Annotated in this window: 17 protein-coding genes; 5 read left to right on the forward strand and 12 right to left on the reverse strand. The window is 42.7% G+C overall.

Annotation, left to right across the window (positions count from 1 at the left end; translation table 11 throughout):
• Positions 1-167 precede the first annotated feature (167 nt).
• Together NAF19_RS29590 and NAF19_RS29595 are read right to left on the reverse strand one after the other, a co-directional pair.
• Positions 168-503, reverse strand: coding sequence for a cupin domain-containing protein (locus NAF19_RS29590; protein WP_252793999.1), 336 nt, complete (start codon positions 501-503; stop codon positions 168-170).
• 2 nt (positions 504-505) lie between these two features.
• Positions 506-1,678, reverse strand: coding sequence for a GAF domain-containing sensor histidine kinase (locus NAF19_RS29595; RefSeq protein ID WP_252794001.1), 1,173 nt, complete (start codon positions 1,676-1,678; stop codon positions 506-508).
• Between the two features lie 257 nt (positions 1,679-1,935).
• Here NAF19_RS29595 and NAF19_RS29600 point away from each other — a divergent pair, with 257 nt between their 5' ends.
• Entirely contained in the window at positions 1,936-2,853 is a 918-nt protein-coding gene (locus NAF19_RS29600) for a DnaJ C-terminal domain-containing protein (protein ID WP_252794004.1), read from the forward strand.
• A gap of 102 nt (positions 2,854-2,955) precedes the next feature.
• Complete coding sequence (locus NAF19_RS29605; RefSeq protein WP_252794005.1) at positions 2,956-3,231, forward strand: chaperone modulator CbpM; 276 nt, start codon at positions 2,956-2,958, stop codon at positions 3,229-3,231.
• A gap of 72 nt (positions 3,232-3,303) precedes the next feature.
• On the opposite strand, the gene NAF19_RS29610 is transcribed toward NAF19_RS29605, so the two are convergent.
• Together NAF19_RS29610 and NAF19_RS29615 are read right to left on the reverse strand one after the other, a co-directional pair.
• Positions 3,304-4,986 (reverse strand): MutS-related protein, encoded by a 1,683-nt coding sequence (locus NAF19_RS29610; protein WP_252794007.1) that lies wholly within the window; start codon positions 4,984-4,986, stop codon positions 3,304-3,306.
• 254 nt (positions 4,987-5,240) lie between these two features.
• Entirely contained in the window at positions 5,241-6,011 is a 771-nt protein-coding gene (locus NAF19_RS29615; RefSeq protein ID WP_252794009.1) for an enoyl-CoA hydratase/isomerase family protein, read from the reverse strand.
• Positions 6,012-6,110: 99 nt separating this feature from the next.
• Between NAF19_RS29615 and NAF19_RS29620 the strand changes: the two genes are divergently transcribed.
• Positions 6,111-6,743, forward strand: coding sequence for a LysE family translocator (locus tag NAF19_RS29620; protein ID WP_252794010.1), 633 nt, complete (start codon positions 6,111-6,113; stop codon positions 6,741-6,743).
• A gap of 86 nt (positions 6,744-6,829) precedes the next feature.
• Entirely contained in the window at positions 6,830-7,135 is a 306-nt protein-coding gene (locus NAF19_RS29625) for an MmcQ/YjbR family DNA-binding protein (RefSeq protein ID WP_252794011.1), read from the forward strand.
• Between the two features lie 97 nt (positions 7,136-7,232).
• Here NAF19_RS29625 and NAF19_RS29630 read toward each other — a convergent pair whose 3' ends face one another.
• The 3 genes from NAF19_RS29630 to NAF19_RS29640 are packed head-to-tail and all read right to left on the reverse strand — an operon-like array spanning position 7,233 to position 10,202.
• Positions 7,233-7,931: a LytR/AlgR family response regulator transcription factor gene (locus NAF19_RS29630; RefSeq protein ID WP_252794013.1), complete on the reverse strand. Its 699-nt coding sequence runs from the start codon at positions 7,929-7,931 to the stop codon at positions 7,233-7,235.
• On the reverse strand, positions 7,924-8,970 hold the full coding sequence (locus tag NAF19_RS29635; protein WP_252794015.1) for a sensor histidine kinase: 1,047 nt from the start codon (positions 8,968-8,970) through the stop codon (positions 7,924-7,926). The genes NAF19_RS29630 and NAF19_RS29635 overlap by 8 nt, the downstream gene beginning before the upstream one ends.
• 17 nt (positions 8,971-8,987) lie before the next feature.
• Positions 8,988-10,202, reverse strand: a complete 1,215-nt coding sequence (locus NAF19_RS29640) for an acyltransferase family protein (RefSeq protein WP_252794016.1) — start codon at positions 10,200-10,202, stop codon at positions 8,988-8,990.
• A 245-nt stretch (positions 10,203-10,447) separates the two neighbouring features.
• Between NAF19_RS29640 and NAF19_RS29645 the strand changes: the two genes are divergently transcribed.
• Positions 10,448-11,074, forward strand: a complete 627-nt coding sequence (locus NAF19_RS29645) for a DUF2306 domain-containing protein (protein ID WP_252794018.1) — start codon at positions 10,448-10,450, stop codon at positions 11,072-11,074.
• On the opposite strand, the gene NAF19_RS29650 is transcribed toward NAF19_RS29645, so the two are convergent.
• From NAF19_RS29650 to NAF19_RS29670, 5 genes are all read right to left on the reverse strand, one after another.
• Positions 11,060-12,730 carry a PAS domain-containing sensor histidine kinase gene (locus tag NAF19_RS29650; RefSeq protein WP_252794021.1) on the reverse strand — a complete coding sequence of 557 codons (1,671 nt, stop codon included), beginning with the start codon at positions 12,728-12,730 and terminating at the stop codon, positions 11,060-11,062. The genes NAF19_RS29645 and NAF19_RS29650 overlap by 15 nt on opposite strands.
• An 8-nt stretch (positions 12,731-12,738) precedes the next feature.
• Complete coding sequence (locus NAF19_RS29655) at positions 12,739-13,065, reverse strand: circadian clock KaiB family protein (protein WP_252794022.1); 327 nt, start codon at positions 13,063-13,065, stop codon at positions 12,739-12,741.
• A gap of 2 nt (positions 13,066-13,067) precedes the next feature.
• Positions 13,068-13,364: a circadian clock KaiB family protein gene (locus NAF19_RS29660; RefSeq protein WP_252794024.1), complete on the reverse strand. Its 297-nt coding sequence runs from the start codon at positions 13,362-13,364 to the stop codon at positions 13,068-13,070.
• Positions 13,345-15,108 (reverse strand): circadian clock protein KaiC, encoded by a 1,764-nt coding sequence (gene kaiC, locus NAF19_RS29665; RefSeq protein ID WP_252794026.1) that lies wholly within the window; start codon positions 15,106-15,108, stop codon positions 13,345-13,347. The genes NAF19_RS29660 and kaiC overlap by 20 nt, the downstream gene beginning before the upstream one ends.
• 278 nt (positions 15,109-15,386) lie before the next feature.
• Complete coding sequence (locus tag NAF19_RS29670; protein ID WP_252794027.1) at positions 15,387-16,280, reverse strand: DUF3078 domain-containing protein; 894 nt, start codon at positions 16,278-16,280, stop codon at positions 15,387-15,389.
• Positions 16,281-16,363 lie beyond the last annotated feature (83 nt).

Consider the following 16,363-nt stretch of genomic DNA (forward strand, 5'->3'; position numbering starts at 1 on the left):
CCGGTAAAAAATGTACTTTTGGGCATAGTTCAACTTTTGAGTGTGGTAATTCAAAATTAAACTATGCAGGGGTTTTTATGCCCCTGTTTTTTTTATCCGTTTACCGGACAACAGTGAGTCAAGAGTCAAGAGTAAAGGACTTGCTATCTTATGTGACGTTGGATTATTTATAAATTTCTGTAATCTTCGCGCACGGGGCTAAAAATATCAATCAGCTTGCAATCGGTTATGGCTTTTCCGCTGTGCCAAACGTTCGATGGGATAATTACAAACGTGCCGCTGTCTAATTGTTTAATGGTCCCATCAATATTGAATTCAAAAATGCCTTCGATTACAAAGGAGCTTTGCTCGTGCACATGCTGGTGATACGGTACCGAGTTGCCGGCTTTAACATCGATAAAATTGAAAGTATTGGTATCGGTGTGAATCAGTTTTGAAAAAAAGCCGGGGGCTATTTCCTTTATGTCAATGTCGCTGAAATTGCGAAAAATGGATGTATCCATATTTATAATTCTATTCTAATTGTTGTTCCCCGATTAATTTGGCTTTCCACTGCTATCGAACCATTTAAGCGCTCCACAAACTCCTTAACAAGCAGTAAGCCAAGGCCGCTGCCCTTCTCTTTGTTTGTTCCAAGGGTTGAAGTAACATCGCCGCTGAACAATGTTACAGCTTTTTCCTGGGGCATGCCAACTCCGGTATCACTTATCCATAAAATAGTTTTTATTCCCGCCCTCTTTATATCGATTGAAATGCTGCCGTTTTGGGTAAATTTATTGGCATTACTTACCAGGTTACGCAGAATGAACTCTAAAGCCCGTTCGTCCGAGTGTTCAATAGTGCCGTAGGGTATATTGTTTACAAGCCTGTTTCCTTTGGCAACGCTGTTTAAAGTTTCGGAGCCAAAAATACGTCCTACCAGGTCATGCAAATCAAAATCAACCAGGTTAAGCTGCCCGAATTTTAAATGCATCTGTCCCCAACTTACTACATTTTCCACCATTTCTATAGTGTTATTCAGTTGTCCGGTTACCATTTTTATCATTTCGGCAGCATCTTCAGCATCCAGAATTTCCGACTGCTTTAATTCGAGGATATTTTTGATAGATGCTAGCGGGTTACGCACATCATGCGCTAAAATGGATATGATGCGTTTCTGAGTCTCGGTTAAATAATATAGTTCCTTATTTTTTATTCTTAACTCCGCAATTTTTATCACGTTATTAGCCAATACTTTAAGGCCGAAGCGTTGTTTTTCGGATAGTTCGCCGGGTGTCCTGTCAATTACACATAAGGTACCCAGCCTGTCGCCTCCGCTCGTTACCAGGGGCATGCCTGCATAGAAACGGATGGAAGGATCGTCAACAACCAACGGATTATCGGCAAAGCGATTATCCAAAATTGTATCGCGTATCTCAAAAAGCTGGTCCTGCAAAATGGCGTGACTGCAAAATGAAACATCGCGGTTAGTTTCATCAACATCAAGACCTATCCTTGCCTTAAACCACTGTCGGTCGGAATCAACCAGGCTGATTAATGAAATAGGTGTATTGCAAAGCATTGAAGCGAATTTTACGATCTCATCAAACTCTGCTTCTTGAGGGCTGTCTAACAAGCCGATTTCGTGGAGTGCCGAAAGGCGGACACTTTCATTTTCGGGGATCCTGGCTGATATCATTACAGGGTATTAACTTAATGTATCTGTCTTTAATTTTTAATCAACGGCATAAAGATAACAATTATTGGCCGGCTGGGTTTTGATTGGCACCTAACGCAGTATTAATACAACTTTTAGGAGTTTGATTTAGTGATGTATGTCATTCTGTGTTTGTTTCCTACGCATTAATTATCTCCGTTAAAAACATTTATCTTTATAATGAAAACCAGGAACCGTAAATTTGGGTTAATATACTTTCGGTTTTACAACCATTTACTATGGCATTTATTGATTATTACCAGGTTTTAGGCGTCGATAAAAAAGCAACGGATAAAGACATAAAGAATGCGTACCGCAAATTGGCCCGCAAATACCATCCCGACCTTAACCCTAACGATGCAGAAGCGCACAAGAAATTCCAGCAACTAAACGAAGCCAACGAGGTTTTAAGCGACGCTGACAAACGTAAGAAATACGACCAGTATGGCGAGAACTGGCAGCACGGCGCTGAATATGAGCAAGCCGGACGCCAGCAGCAAAGCCGCCAACAACATGGGGGTTTTGGTGGCGCGCCATCGGGCGGTTTTGAGGGTTTTGGCAGTGATGATTTTTCAGATTTTTTTCAATCTATGTTTGGAGGAGGAGGGGGCGCTCGCGGCGGCCGGCAATCAAAATACCGCGGTCAGGATTTCAACGCCGAGTTAAAGCTTGGCCTAAAGGAAGCCGCCGAAACGCATAAACAAACTTTGACGGTAAACGGCAAAAACATCCGCATTACCATACCCGCCGGTGTTGAAAACGGACAGAATATTAAGATTGCGGGTCATGGCGGTCCCGGTGCAAACGGAGGACCGGCTGGTGATTTATTCATCACGTTTTTGGTGGCCGACGACCCGCGGTTTAAGCGTGTTGGCAGCGATTTATATTGCAACGCAAAGCTGGATATTTATACTGCCGTGCTCGGTGGCGAGGTAACCGTTGATACTTTAGATAGTAAAGTGAAAATTAAGGTAATGCCCGAAACCCAAAATGGCACCAAGGTAAAATTGAAAGGCAAAGGAATGCCTGTATACAAAAAAGAGGGCCAGTTTGGCGATTTGTATGTTACTTATGACGTGCAGGTGCCAATCAATTTGACCGAAAAACAAAAGAAGTTATTCGAAGAAATAAGAGATGGCGGCCCCCCAGCGCCCTGAAGGGCGCACAGAAGTTGGCAGTTTTTAGCGCACAACTTGTAGTAAAACCTGTCAAAAAATGCCCCAATGAACTAATGAACCAGTGAACTAATAAACCGTTTTATGACAAACTTAATAGCAGCTACCGATATATGTACCTACCACGGGATTGAGTACACATTTATTGATTCGCTTAGGGAAGCGGGATTGGTAAAGTTTAAGATTGTAAAAAGAAATACTTACGTGCCCGAAACCGAGCTGCAAAAGCTGGAGAAGATGATTCGGTTACATAATGAACTTGAGATAAACGTGGCCGGTATTGAAGCCATAGTGCATTTGTTGGAGCGGGTAGAGCAAATGCAGGAAGAGATGCGGGTGTTGAGGAATAGGGTAGGGTGAGGCGTCATCGAATCCTTAGAAACAAAAAAAGCGCCCCGCAGGACGCCTCGCAATATTTTTTAGCTGTTTCTTCTACAGCACGTATTTCCTTTTCAATTCTTCGCTTACGATATAGGCATCTTCCACAACCGTTTCGGGATAACCAATGGTTTCCAATATGGCGATACCATTTTTGTTTTTGAGTACGCCGGTTTTCATTTTATAGTCGAATACCAGGCGGGTATCGTTCACCGATTCTTCGAAAGAATAAACTGCGTAATCGTTATCAAGCAACTCGGCCAATTCCAAATCGTGGGTTGATACGAATACAAAATTTTTGTTGTCGGTTAAATATGTGAGCACCGATTTGGCTGCGGCAATACGCTCGATTGTGTTGGTGCCGCGGAAAATTTCGTCGATGATGATGAGGCTCTTTACCTGCTCGTCACCGCCGCTTTGGTTGATGATATCGAGTATTGACAACGCCTCTGCCTGGAAATAGCTCTTGTGCTCGCCAAGTTCGTCGGTAGTGCGGATGCTGGTTTGTATTTTTAATAACGGGGCTTTATAAGCACTTGTACAGGTAGTGTAAATGGTTTGTGCCAACAATGTATTAATGGCAATCGACCTGATAAATGTGGTTTTACCCGACATGTTCGAACCTGTAATCAGCACGCCTTCATCCGTACGGGTATGGATAGAGTTTGGTACGCAATTGTAAATAAGCGGATGGTACATATCCTCCAAATCCATTTTCATGTTTTCGGTATAAAACACCGGCTTGCTGTAATGCGGCAGGCCAACGCGTACCGATTGTATGGCTATCAGCATATCAATTTCGCCAACATATTTGTAAAGCACCTCTATATCGCCGCGATATTTGTTGATGCGCTTTACTGATGATATAAACATCAGGGGCTCCAACAGAAAAAACATTTTTATCAGCTTATAAAAAGCATAGCTCAAATTATCAGGATTGCCTGCTATTTTGCTCTCAAAATTGGTAAACTTTAAAGTGCGGTTTAAACCTGACAGGCGGCTTAAACTAACGCGTAATTGCTCATCATTTTCCTGCGTTATTTTTTTCGAAAGGCGTTTGGCAACACTGTGCAATATAATAAGCTGCGGTAGCGACCGCGTGTATGATGATATTTTATTACGGGTCCCAAAATGCAGGGCTATGTTGCCAACAAGCAGTGCTATCAATACCATAAACGATACCACCGTAGGCACTATGAATAACGAAATAATTAAACCAATGATAGCCACACCCGAAAAGCGGATATAAATGCTCATCAAGGGGACCAGTAAAAATTCATGCTCTTTTAAAAACAGTTCGGCCAGGTAATAAGCATCGGGGCTGTTAAGCCTTGCCAGTTCAAGCTCAATGAGTTCCTGATCGGGCCGAGGCATATTCAGGGCGTCTATTTTTTTATCGAATTTTAATAACGATTCGAAATTAGTATCGGGTGTAAAAAGTCGTTTGTACAGGTATTGCTTTCCTGGTTTTGAGTTTGTCCTGTCGACGTAGTTAAAAACATTGTTCAGGTCAAGGTCATTGGCTATAACGCCCGATATTTTGCCGGGGCCATCAAAGCCATTTAAATAAGCTGCTATTAACTTAAAGTTACGGCGGGCGTTTACCGGCCGGCCCCATTTGTTTTGGATACGCTCTAAATTTCGGCGTGTAGTGCTAAGCTTGTCAAAATAATTATAGATATAGAAACCAATAAGAATTGCAGCTAATACAACGGCGGTAAATAACCAATAAAACATACAATGAAAATAACAGGTGTGTTAAAATTAATACTCAATAATCATCACGTAAATCTATTAAACCTTTAACAATAACCGATAATTAATTTTGCAAATAAAAGTAAAATAATACTCGCGTAACGAGCCATTTATACGACTTGTGCCGGTAAAAGTTGTTAAGTAATGGTGTTTTTGGCAGTAAATAGTTAATGCGGCTGCATACAAAATAATGGCTGAATGCAATTAATTGGTAAACAGCTATTTAAATTCTACTGCTATTTTTTCAGAAATGCATGTAGTGCCTGTTGGGTAAATTCCGACAGTACCAGTTCGCCACTAATGGCTGCACGTTCGGCCAAAAGCTCATCCCAATCGGCGGTGCCTTCCCATAAAATTTCTTTGAGGCCTTTTAGTGCTTCAGGATGATAAGAGGCGAGTTTTTCGGCAAGCGCGTCCATTGCGGCATCCAATGCAGCAATATCAGGGTATACTTCGTTGTACAAGCCTTTTTCCATAGCCCAGTGAGCGGTTTGGAAATCGGTAGCGCGAATAGTTAGCTGTGAAAACGCTGGCAAGCCAATTTTGCGTGTAACAGCCGGGGATATCACAAACGGGCCGATGCCGATGGCCAGTTCACTTAATTTTATAGATGCAGCTTCGGTAGCCAGGCAATAATCGGCAGCGGCTGCCAGGCCAACGCCGCCGCCCACGGCTTTACCCTGTATACGGGCTATTATAATTTTTGAGGATTTGCGGCAGGCATTAATGATTTTTGCAAAGCCCGAGAAAAATACACCGCCGGCCTCTTTGTCCTTTATCTGCAGCAACTCGTCGAAACTGGCGCCGGCACAAAAGGTACGGTCGCCGCCGCTTTTTAAAACTATTATGTGGACTTTCGCGTCCTCACCGGCCCCGATTATTTTTTCGGCAAGTTCATCAAGTAAAGCAGCCGGTAACGAGTTTTGTGCCGGATGGTAAAAGGTGATGGTTGCAATACCGTTATCACATATATTTAGAGTTACACTTCCATTTTCTATGGTTGGCATATTGGTTGAAGATTATGGTGGTCAAATTTAAAGTAAAACTCCGGCGAAAATAGCAGGCAGTGATAATTAACAATGACTGATTTTATTTAATTTAGGGTTATGTTTAGTTTTCAAAACTTGTACCTGTTTTTTATTGCCTCGCTAATGCTTAACCTAGCGCCCGGTAACGATATGATTTATGTAGCGTCCCGCAGTGTATCATATGGAATAAAGGCAGGTGTAATATCGGCGCTGGGCATATTTGCCGGATGTTCCGTGCATATTGTAGCTGCGGTGTTGGGTTTGTCTATTGTTATTGCAAAGTCCGCATACCTTTTCCAGCTGATTAAATACGCGGGTGCGGCTTACCTCATTTATCTTGGCATAAAGGCGTTGCTATCCAAACAAAGCATAAATACAAAGAACGACAGTGAAGGGAAAGCTGACTATTGGAAATTGTTTAAACAAGGCGCAATAACCAATGCACTGAATCCCAAAGTAGCCATCTTTTTCCTTTCGTTTTTGCCACAGTTTATTAATGCCGCGTCGCCATTTTTTAAATTGCAGTTGCTGGTTTTGGGCTTGTGGTTTGCGATACAGGGTACACTGGTGTTAAGTGTTGTTGCCTGTGTTTTAGGTAAAACCAAAGATTTTTTCAGCAAAAATCCTAAAATATGGGCCATACAGGAGAAAATAACAGGTTTTATATTGATAGGCCTGGGTATTAAAATTGCTTTGACAAGTAGAAAGTAGTTTTAAGTCCGGAGTCGTTAGCCTAAAGCCGGCCTCTGACGTTTCTGACTTTAGACTGCGGACTCACGACTAAAGACTTTATAAAAATGGTTGATATAGAAACTGCGCGACAAATCGCGCTAAGCTTACCCGGCACCGTTGAGCAGGATCATTTTGGCAAACCAGCCTTTAAGGTAAAGCGGATATTTTCAACAATTTGGATATCCGAGCGCCGGATGATGGTGACTTTGTCGCCTATAGATCAATCGGTGTTTCATTCATTTGACCCAACTATTTTTTATCCTGTACCCAACAAATGGGGATTAAAGGGTGCAACTTTTGTTGAGCTGGATAAAGTAAAAGAGGATATGCTGCGGGATGCTTTGACGCTGGCTTGGGAAAGGGGAAAATGATTTGAAAATTTGAAATTGAGTTGATTTGAAGGTGCTAAAATCAAAACATCATCTTCTCATTTTCAAATCTTCAAACCACCAAATCTTCAAATCAATCTTACTTCACAATCTGCCCCAATACAACCTCTCTTAAATACTTACTAATCGGTACCTGGTATTTTTGGATATGCAGCGTGTTACCCTCAATCGTTTCAACCTTGCTAATGGAAACAATAAACGACTTATGGGTCTGCAGGAATTGTCCTGCCGGTAATTTTTCGACCAGGGATTTTATAGTACTGTGAGTAATTAATTTTTTGCCGGCCAAATGAATAGCAACGTAATTTTCCATCCCTTCGATAAATAGTATCTCATCAAAATTCACCTTCTCCAGTTTGCCGTTGGCTTTTATAAAAATGTACGGCGTTGCTGCTGTTGCCGGTACATTTTCTTTTAATGCAAAATAGTCGCGGGCCTTCCATGTGGCTTTTAAAAAGCGTTCGTAGCTGATGGGTTTTAGCAGGTAGTCCATAACGTCAAGTTCGAAACCCTGCAGGGCGTAATGCTCAAAGGCTGTAGTGAAAATAACTTTCGGCGGCTTTGACAATGCCCGGATAAAATCAACACCGGTAATGTGGGGCATTTGAATGTCAAGGAAAAGCAGGTCGACAGGCTGCCTTTGCAGCATGTCGCTTAACTGCAATGCATCTTCGCACACGCCCTTTAAATCAAGAAAGCCTATTTTTTCGACGTACCCTTGCAGGCCTTTACGTGCAAAAGGCTCGTCGTCGGTTATTATGCAGCTTATGTTAGTCATATTGTAGTTTCAATTCGGCGGTAAAAGTATCCGCGGTGGCTTCGGTAATCAGCGAGTACTTCCCTGGGTACAATAAATCCAGCCTGCGTTTTAGGTTTTCCAACCCTATGCCGCCGCTTTCGGCAATGGGCGCGTTAAAGTTTGGCAGCGAGTTTTTAACGGCGAAAATAATTTCGCCGTTGGCCAATTCAGCTTTAATATCGAGCTTATATTCGCCACCTACAAATTTAAAAGCATTTTCAACAAAGGGCAAAAACAACAGGGGGTAAACCAATTGCCCGTTTAGCGCAGGGTCGAAACTAACGTTTAACTGCAGCTTATCACTGCTGCGTATTTTTTGCAGGTCGATAAAACTTTGCAGGTACTCAATTTCGTTCATTACAGGCACCTGCTGCTGCTGGTCGTAAAGTTGATAACGTATCAGTTCCGAAAACTTTTCGATGCTGTTTTTTGCACCTTCAATGTCATCGTCCATCTGGAAGTAGATCGTATTTAACGCGTTAAACAAAAAATGTGGGTGGTATTGAGCTTTCAGGAATTTAAGCTCGGTTTCAAGGTGGTCGTTAGTTAACTTTTCAAGTTGCACCTTGTTGGCAACATAGGCCTTTAACCAGGTGCTGCTGCGCGCTATGCCATAATAAATAATAGCATATAAGGTCGGGATCATGTTGATATCTGCCACATCTGCCCAGGGTATCCACCACGCTTTCCAGTCGTCCTGGTGCAGGGCCATATCCATCGGAACGAATATCACATTGACCAATACCAGGTTAATGCCCACCAATATCACGAGTTCCCTCGCCACTCCCCAGTAGGATAACTGTACCGGCCAGCGCTTGTCATAATACCTAAATAATCTTTGGAAAATATAAATGGATAAATATCCCACAATGGCCGAGCAGGTCATCTCCACTGCATTGATATAAAACCGCCTTTCCCAAAAGCGCTGGTGAATATCGGTATCATGTAGCAGCCTGACAGTAAAATATACCAGCAAGCCGTACAAGGCAGGGAATATGTATTTTTTCAAAAAATTCATATTGTTAAATTACAAATTTATGCAGATAACACTACCACAGGTTTAACATCTTCCTTTTCCACCTGCATCGCCGGCTTCGATTTGCCCTTTGGCTTCATACCAAACAAAAACCTCGTTAAAGCATACGGACGGATAAACAGGTGATAGATCAGCACACTTACAAAGAAAGTGATCCCAACGGTATAGATATATTTCGACAGGATACTTTCATTTTGAGTTTGCACGATATAATAAACCACCACCACAATCACCGTTTGATGCAGGATGTAGAACGGATACACTGCCTGGTTCAGGTAATTAAGTATGGCATGCTTGCGATTGAGGTAATGCTTACCGTAGCCCACCAATGCCAGTACCCATCCCCAGGCAATGGTTGGCCTTAAAGCTATAAACAAATAATTGAATAAGTTGCTTTGAAATGGCCAGTTCGCATACCCCGGCTCAACTTTATTCCACCTCATGCATTCCCATATCATCAGGGTCAAAAACCCCATACTCAAAGCAAAGCGACGGTTGCGCTCCAGGCTGTCCATTAGTTTGGGTTGTAATATGCAGATAAAACCAGCCAGAAGGAACAATAACCAGTAAACAAAGTAGCAGCCGTCATGCGCCAGGTCGTTGGTTTCAGGTAATTTCTCGCTCAGCAGTGCAAACCATATAATGCCGGGCAACATCAGTAAATAAACCCATTTGCCGTTTGCCAGTGAAGCTAGTTTTTGTTTAAAGGCATCACTTTTGGGTGAGATCATCCATGCAAACATGGGCGCAAATATCAAATCGTAAATAAGCAAATAAGCGATGAACCACAGGTGGTGCCAGCTAAAGCTGCCTTTAGGATATGGTACAAAATTGAAAACGGTTTTATAAAAATCCCAGTAGCTGCCTTTAAAACCACTGTTTAAACGTTCCATATAAATTTGCGGCGGCACTATAATGAACATGCCAACCAGCAAAGGGATGAAAAGCCTGCGGAAGCGTAAACCGATAAAGCTTAAAGTAGAACGCCGCTGCATCATGTAATAGCTTACTGTACCTGAAATGAAAAAGAGCAGCGGCATGCGAAAAAGGTGCAAAAAATGGTTCGATTCCATCAGCAGGCTGCTGGTTTCGTGGTTCTTGATATGCCAGCCGTCCTCGGCTACATAAGGCATGGCCGAGTGAAAAAATAGCACGCCTGCTATTGATATTATGCGTAACCAATCGAGGTAGGTTTGTCGTTGTGAAGTTTCCATTTGGTTGTTTTTTCTGTAAAAGAACAGCACCAACGCAACCTGCGGAAACTATTTTGACCAGTGGACGCTTTTTGGTGACCACCGGACGAAAAGTGCTTGTAACTAAGAGGTGGTAAGTGAAGTCAAAATGGCGTAGATTAGAATCAAGAAGTCAAGAGTCAGGAATCAAGATAAGAAGAATGACTGGCAACTGAAGATTCATCTTGACTCTTAACCTCCTGATTCTTGACTCTAACTAATAATATATGAAATTAAAAAACCTACCCTGGATACCATTTGCGCTGTTCGCAATAGCTATCGGCCTTTATCCGCTTATTTATTATTTTGTTGATATGCACAATAAGGGCCTTTTTCAAAGTAAACCCGCCGAATTATTACGTAACCCAATTTGGCATACTGCATTTTACCTGCATATTTCGTTCGGTGGGCTTGCGCTGTTAATCGGGTGGACGCAGTTTAGCAAAAAGCTGCGCGGGCGTTACTTGAATGCACACCGCCTGGTGGGTAAAATATATGTGCTATCGGTTTTTATCAGCAGCTGCGCCGGGCTTTATATTGCGTTATTTGCAAGCGGAGGTATTATTTGTTCGCTGGGGTTTGGCACCCTTGCACTGCTTTGGCTTTTTACCGATATTCAAGCTTATACAAGTATCAGAAAGCTGCGTATTGCCGAGCATGAAGCTTGGATGATACGCAATTACGCACTGGCATTTGCGGCCGTTACCCTGCGTATCTGGCTGCCGCTGACCACCGGTTTGGGACACATGGACTTTGTAACCTCGTATCGCATTATATCCTGGTTATGTTGGGTGCCTAATCTAATAATAGCCGAACTTATTATCCGCAGAAAAATAAATCTAATCTCTAATTAACGGTAATTCGAAATAAAACGTCGAGCCTTTGCCGGCCTCGCTTTCTACATCAATGCTGCCATTGTGATAGGTGATAATTTCAGCAGAGATATAAAGGCCCATGCCCAGGCCGCTGGTGGTGTACTTTTTATCCTCAACGCGATAGAAGCGCTCAAATATGCGTTCCTGCTGTTCGGCAGACAAGCCGATGCCAAAATCGGTGACAGAAACACGAACACTATCGTTGTGGTCAGAAATATGTATGATTACATCCTTATTTTGGGGTGAGTATTTTACTGCATTATTTATAAGATTCATTACTACCTGCTCAAGGCGTTCTGGGTTTCCGTTAACTGTATAATCCTTGCCATCCCGGATAATGAAATTGTTATCCGGATGGATGTGCTCAGCGTTTTCAATACATGCCTTTATCAAAAAGGTTATATTGAATCTTATAAACGCATACTCAAGTTTGCCGGCTTGTATCTTACTTACGTCCAGCAAGTCGTTTATAAGCCGCTGGAGTTTGTTTAATGATGTGTTGGCTTTTTCGATATACTGTTTTACTGCTGGTGGCAATTCGTCGCGCTTATAGGATGATATCAATTGTAAATAGCCTTTCAGGCTGGTAAGCGGGGTTTTCAATTCATGGCTGGCAATGCCGATGAATTCGTCCTTCCGCTCCATTTCTTTTTTCTGATCCTCAATATCGGTAGCAGTGCCTACCCAAAAAACTACTTCGTTTTTTTCGTCACGTAGCGGAATAGCACGGTTTAAATGCCAGCGGTAGGCGCCGTCGTATCCTCGCTTATAGCGATTTTCGACCTCAAATATTTCACCCGTTTTTAACGATTCAGCAAACCTATCCATAGTAGCCTGTAAGTCGTCGGGGTGCAAAACCTTGCGCCAGCCCCATTTTTTAGTATCCTGTTGGTCAAGCCCGGTATAATCATACCATTGCTGGTTATAATAATCAACCTCTCCATCTGGCAGGTTGGTCCATGTCATTTGCGGAATGTTGTTGGCCAGGTATTTAAAGTGCTCACGGCTTAAAAAAAGCTCGTTTGTGCGCTCCTTTACCGTATCTTCTAAGTCATTGTTCAGCTTTTCGGTGGCTAAACGGGCAGCGGCAAGCTGCAAGTTTTTTATTTTGAGCTGATTTTCAGCTTCTTTTAGTATCGATAAGTCGGTTAGTATTAAGCTTAACGCAACACCCTCGTCCAATTCGAGTGTATTGCAGGATAGCAGGCAGGGCACATCGTGACCCCCGTTGTTTTTTAAAAGCAATTCCTCTTTACAATCCTCTTCCCACGCATTTGTTATTACATCCTCAAAGATATCCCGCGATTCATCTGCTATAAATGTTTCAAATAAAAGGCCGATAGTTCTCTCAAGTGGCATACCCACCATACTGGCAAATCGCGAGTTGCTATACAAAATAAGGCCTTCGTAATTTATGGTAACAGCGCCCTCGTTCATCTTTTCAATAAATACACGGTAGGTTTGGTCGGCTGTTTTTAAAGTGTACAGCTGATGCCCGTCGCCGTCATTAACTATAAGTGCATCAACCTGGCCGGTACGGATAGCGTCGATGGTATCATTTGCTTCCTCCAGTTGTATCTTAAGCTCTTCGTTTTCTTTTAAAAGCTCACTATATGTATTATTCAATTGGTCCATAGAAAAAATTACATTGCCGGCAATCCTAACCCCCTAAGCACTTTGCCGGTATCCGACATATCGCCAATTAACCTGCGCTGAGGCAATGGCGATAGTTTCACAAGCATGGGGAGTGCAATTAACTGCTCGCTGATGGCGATTAGCGGCTGCTGGTAAACATCCACTATCTCCAACTCGTACTTGTTTGCAAGGTGGGTTTCACAAAGCTCTTTCAAGTTTGATATTGCCCTTGTTGAATTTGGAGTTGCCCCAGTTACAAATAGTCGTAAGCGGTATAAATCACCGGTTTCTAAATCATCAATACTTGCAGGCGGTTGTTGTGGTTGCTCCGTCATTATTATTTTTTGTTAGCAGGGCGTATATTTAAACCAACCAGCACTTTTTCTTCGTTCGATAAGTCGCCGATAACTTTACGAATGGGTTCCGGTACTTTACGCACCAGCGTGGGTACCGCAAAAATCTGGTCGCCCTCCGCAAGCTGTGGCTTAATCAATAAATCAATCACTTCAATTTTATATTCGCCCTCCAAATACTCCTCACAATATTTATTCAGGTTTGCCAGCGCCAACTGCGATTTCGCAGTTTTACCGGCTATGTATAACCTTAACTCGTACTTATATTCTTTTGTTTTCATTACTTTTTACCTTTCTGTCGTTGCCTCCCTGGTCGCCCCGGCGCAATTTTAACATTTCCTGGCGGTTGCCTTCGGCCACTTTCTTTACCAGTTCTTCTTCTATATAAATTTTGTTGAGTTCTTCCTCGGCCGATTCAAATTCGCTTTGCAAACCAGCAATTTTAGCTTCGAGTACTTTACGTTTACGCAGCACTTCACGGTCTTTCACACTCATGGCGTGGCTGCGCAGCACTTCGCCGGTTTGCTCCTGTAATTTTTGCGCCTCGCGGGCCGATCCTGTAAGTACGCCCTCTGGACCGAGATAAACCTCAACAAGGTCAATTCCTTTGTCTGTTATAATAAACTCACGCACCTGGTTGGAGTGTTTCATACCCCGGGATTTCATGATGTACATGCCGCGGTTACGCTCGCCGTTAAATTCTATGTCGCGCACCAGTATCCAGGCATCAACTAATGATGACACACCTTCGTCCGTTTGTTCGGTAACTACGCTGTTAAGGGTGAGGGCGGTAAACATCACGGTTATTTGCTCTTCCTGCAAAAAATCAATCAATCTTATCAGCATTGCTTTAACTTCGCTAACCGAACCAACTGTAATCAGGTTGGTAATAGGGTCGAGCACAACGGCCTGCGGTTTAAAACGCTTTATTAGTTTGTGCATAGCCACTAGGTGTTGCTCCAGCCCGTGCAAAGTAGGGCGCGATGCCATAAATTGCAGCAGGCCATTGTCTACGTGCATTTGCAGGTCCATGCTGATGGAATGCATATTGCGGATAATTTGTCTTGGTGATTCCTCGAAAGCAAAATAAAGGCAGCGTTGTTTTTGGTTGCAAATTTCGTTGGCAAAGCAGGCTGCTATGCTGGTTTTACCTGTTCCGGCTGTGCCCGAAACCAATACGCTGCCACCTTTAAAAAAGCCTTTGCCACAAAGCATTTTGTCGAGCGAAGGGATGCCTGATGACACTCTATCAGATGATACTTCCTTTTCGAGACGTAAGGAAGTTACCGGCAATACCGAAATGCCGTCCTCATCAATTAAAAATGGATACTCATTCGTGCCATGTACCGAGCCGCGATATTTTACGATACGCAAACGGCGGGTTGATATCTGGTTAATAACCCTATGGTCGAGCAGTATCACGCAATCCGACACGTATTCTTCCAGCCCCTGGCGGGTTAGTGATGGCCCCTCACCGCGTTCGCCGGTTATCATTGCTGTAACGCCTTTTTCTTTAAGCCACTGGAACAGCCTCCGCAACTCGGCGCGAAGTATGCCCTGGTTAGTGAGCCCTGCAAAAAGGTTCTCAATGGTGTCAAGTACTACGCGTTTAGCACCGATAGTGTCGATGGCATAGCCCAAGCGGATAAAAAGTCCGTCTAGGTCGTACTCGCCGGTCTCTTCAATTTCGCTGCGGTCAACGTGCACATAATCGATTTTTAGCTTTTTGTCTTTTTGCAGTTGCTCCAGGTTAAAGCCCAGAGAGCCTGCATTCATAGCCAACTCTTCGGCTTTTTCCTCGAAAGCCATAAATACACCGGGCTCATTGAACTCAATTGCGCCCCTTACGATAAATTCCAGCGAAACCAATGTTTTGCCGCAACCCGCTTCACCACATATTAACGTTGGGCGCCCTGCAGGGATGCCACCGCCGGTTATTTCATCCAGACCGGTAATACCAGTTGGCGTTTTTGCAATCTGCGGATGATCGGCTGCTTTTTTATTTTTTTTACTTTCCTTAGCCATTACGATAATTTATGAATCGCATAAAAATAGTTTTTATATTAATTTTTAGTATAATTTTTATATTAAAAATTAATTAAAATTGCATCTGATATTAATAAGAGCAATAATAAAAACTAAGGAAAATTGTTTTTAAGAGTTTGATTTTTAAGGGAAATGTTACAAAATCGTCGGAATTTTTAACTATTAGTAATAGGATATTGGCTAATAATAAAATATAATATAATGAGAAAAGCAACACATCTGGGTGTTGCTTATATATAAAAATGCTTCAAATAATGTTAAAACCTGTACGTTACGCCGGCGCCAAATATCTGTTTGGTTTGCAAAAGCGAATGATATTCTGTTACACCATTTTTCTGCACAGGTATCTTGGTATTCGGGTCCGAAATCAGTTCCAGGCCGGCATTTACAGTTACAAGTTTATTAACCTTCATGAAAATGTTGGCAGTATAGTCCATGTAGATGTTGCCCGGAGTTTTAAGGTAATTTGAATACAACTTAAGGATGTTTTCGAAAGCGATATTTGTAGCCAGGTTAACCTTGTAGTAGGCATCAAGCGAGGCGCCAAACTCAAACAGGCTTTTTTTGCCGGGTGTTACACCAAATGCACCGATTGATGAAAGGGACTCGTTTTGTACAATGGTAATGCGCGCAGCAGCAGGTGAGATGTTTACCCTGAAATTATCAGATTGTTTATAGGCAAAACCCGGCCCGAAAGTAAGGCTGGCGGGGGCAAATGGCGCTGATATAAAAATGCGGTTACCGGAAGCATCATAATTATAGCCCTTTGTAAACTGGGTTTGAAAGTTCATGTAAAAAGTGTACAACCAGTATTTTGATGCATGGCGGCCCAGTAAGCTGTTAAGGATAATACGATCGTCGTTTTTACGCCATCCGGTTCCGTTTTGCTTGCTGATGCCATAGCCAGCTATGGCTTTATTGTCCCAGCTCCACACGCCTTTTTTGTAGTTAAAATCGTAATCGAGCACTATGTTGGCTGCAACAGAGTTTACACCACCGGCTGCCCAGTTTGAGAACGAACTTTGGTTTATAAGGAAAGTGTTTTGGCCATGTATGGTCCAGTATTTTGTAGTGTCTTTGGGTGGAGTTGCCTGCGAATAGCCAGTTATGCATAGCAACAAAAATGATGCAATAAGTAATGTTTGTTTCATAAGGGTGTCGGTTTTAATAATTTATCCTGGCGCAAAGCTATAAAATTGCGTTTAATGGCAGATGTAAAAATGTCGTTTGGTCT

The sequence above is a fragment of the Mucilaginibacter flavidus genome, assembly GCF_024055575.1.
GTDB lineage: Bacteria > Bacteroidota > Bacteroidia > Sphingobacteriales > Sphingobacteriaceae > Mucilaginibacter > Mucilaginibacter flavidus.

Bases quoted from the DNA above. Each gene is read 5' to 3' on its own strand.
- NAF19_RS29630 (WP_252794013.1), bottom strand. From the start codon at position 7,931: ATGACTAACATAAGCTGCATAATAACCGACGACGAGCCTTTTGCACGT.
- NAF19_RS29645 (WP_252794018.1), top strand. From the start codon at position 10,448: ATGAAATTAAAAAACCTACCCTGGATACCATTTGCGCTGTTCGCAATA.
- NAF19_RS29670 (WP_252794027.1), bottom strand. From the start codon at position 16,280: ATGAAACAAACATTACTTATTGCATCATTTTTGTTGCTATGCATAACT.
- NAF19_RS29660 (WP_252794024.1), bottom strand. From the start codon at position 13,364: ATGAAAACAAAAGAATATAAGTACGAGTTAAGGTTATACATAGCCGGT.
- NAF19_RS29610 (WP_252794007.1), bottom strand. From the start codon at position 4,986: ATGTTTTATTGGTTATTTACCGCCGTTGTATTAGCTGCAATTCTTATT.
- NAF19_RS29620 (WP_252794010.1), top strand. From the start codon at position 6,111: ATGTTTAGTTTTCAAAACTTGTACCTGTTTTTTATTGCCTCGCTAATG.
- NAF19_RS29625 (WP_252794011.1), top strand. From the start codon at position 6,830: ATGGTTGATATAGAAACTGCGCGACAAATCGCGCTAAGCTTACCCGGC.
- NAF19_RS29615 (WP_252794009.1), bottom strand. From the start codon at position 6,011: ATGCCAACCATAGAAAATGGAAGTGTAACTCTAAATATATGTGATAAC.
- kaiC (WP_252794026.1), bottom strand. From the start codon at position 15,108: ATGGCTAAGGAAAGTAAAAAAAATAAAAAAGCAGCCGATCATCCGCAG.
- NAF19_RS29650 (WP_252794021.1), bottom strand. From the start codon at position 12,730: ATGGACCAATTGAATAATACATATAGTGAGCTTTTAAAAGAAAACGAA.
- NAF19_RS29635 (WP_252794015.1), bottom strand. From the start codon at position 8,970: ATGAATTTTTTGAAAAAATACATATTCCCTGCCTTGTACGGCTTGCTG.
- NAF19_RS29605 (WP_252794005.1), top strand. From the start codon at position 2,956: ATGACAAACTTAATAGCAGCTACCGATATATGTACCTACCACGGGATT.
- NAF19_RS29595 (WP_252794001.1), bottom strand. From the start codon at position 1,678: ATGATATCAGCCAGGATCCCCGAAAATGAAAGTGTCCGCCTTTCGGCA.
- NAF19_RS29655 (WP_252794022.1), bottom strand. From the start codon at position 13,065: ATGACGGAGCAACCACAACAACCGCCTGCAAGTATTGATGATTTAGAA.
- NAF19_RS29640 (WP_252794016.1), bottom strand. From the start codon at position 10,202: ATGGAAACTTCACAACGACAAACCTACCTCGATTGGTTACGCATAATA.
- NAF19_RS29600 (WP_252794004.1), top strand. From the start codon at position 1,936: ATGGCATTTATTGATTATTACCAGGTTTTAGGCGTCGATAAAAAAGCA.
- NAF19_RS29590 (WP_252793999.1), bottom strand. From the start codon at position 503: ATGGATACATCCATTTTTCGCAATTTCAGCGACATTGACATAAAGGAA.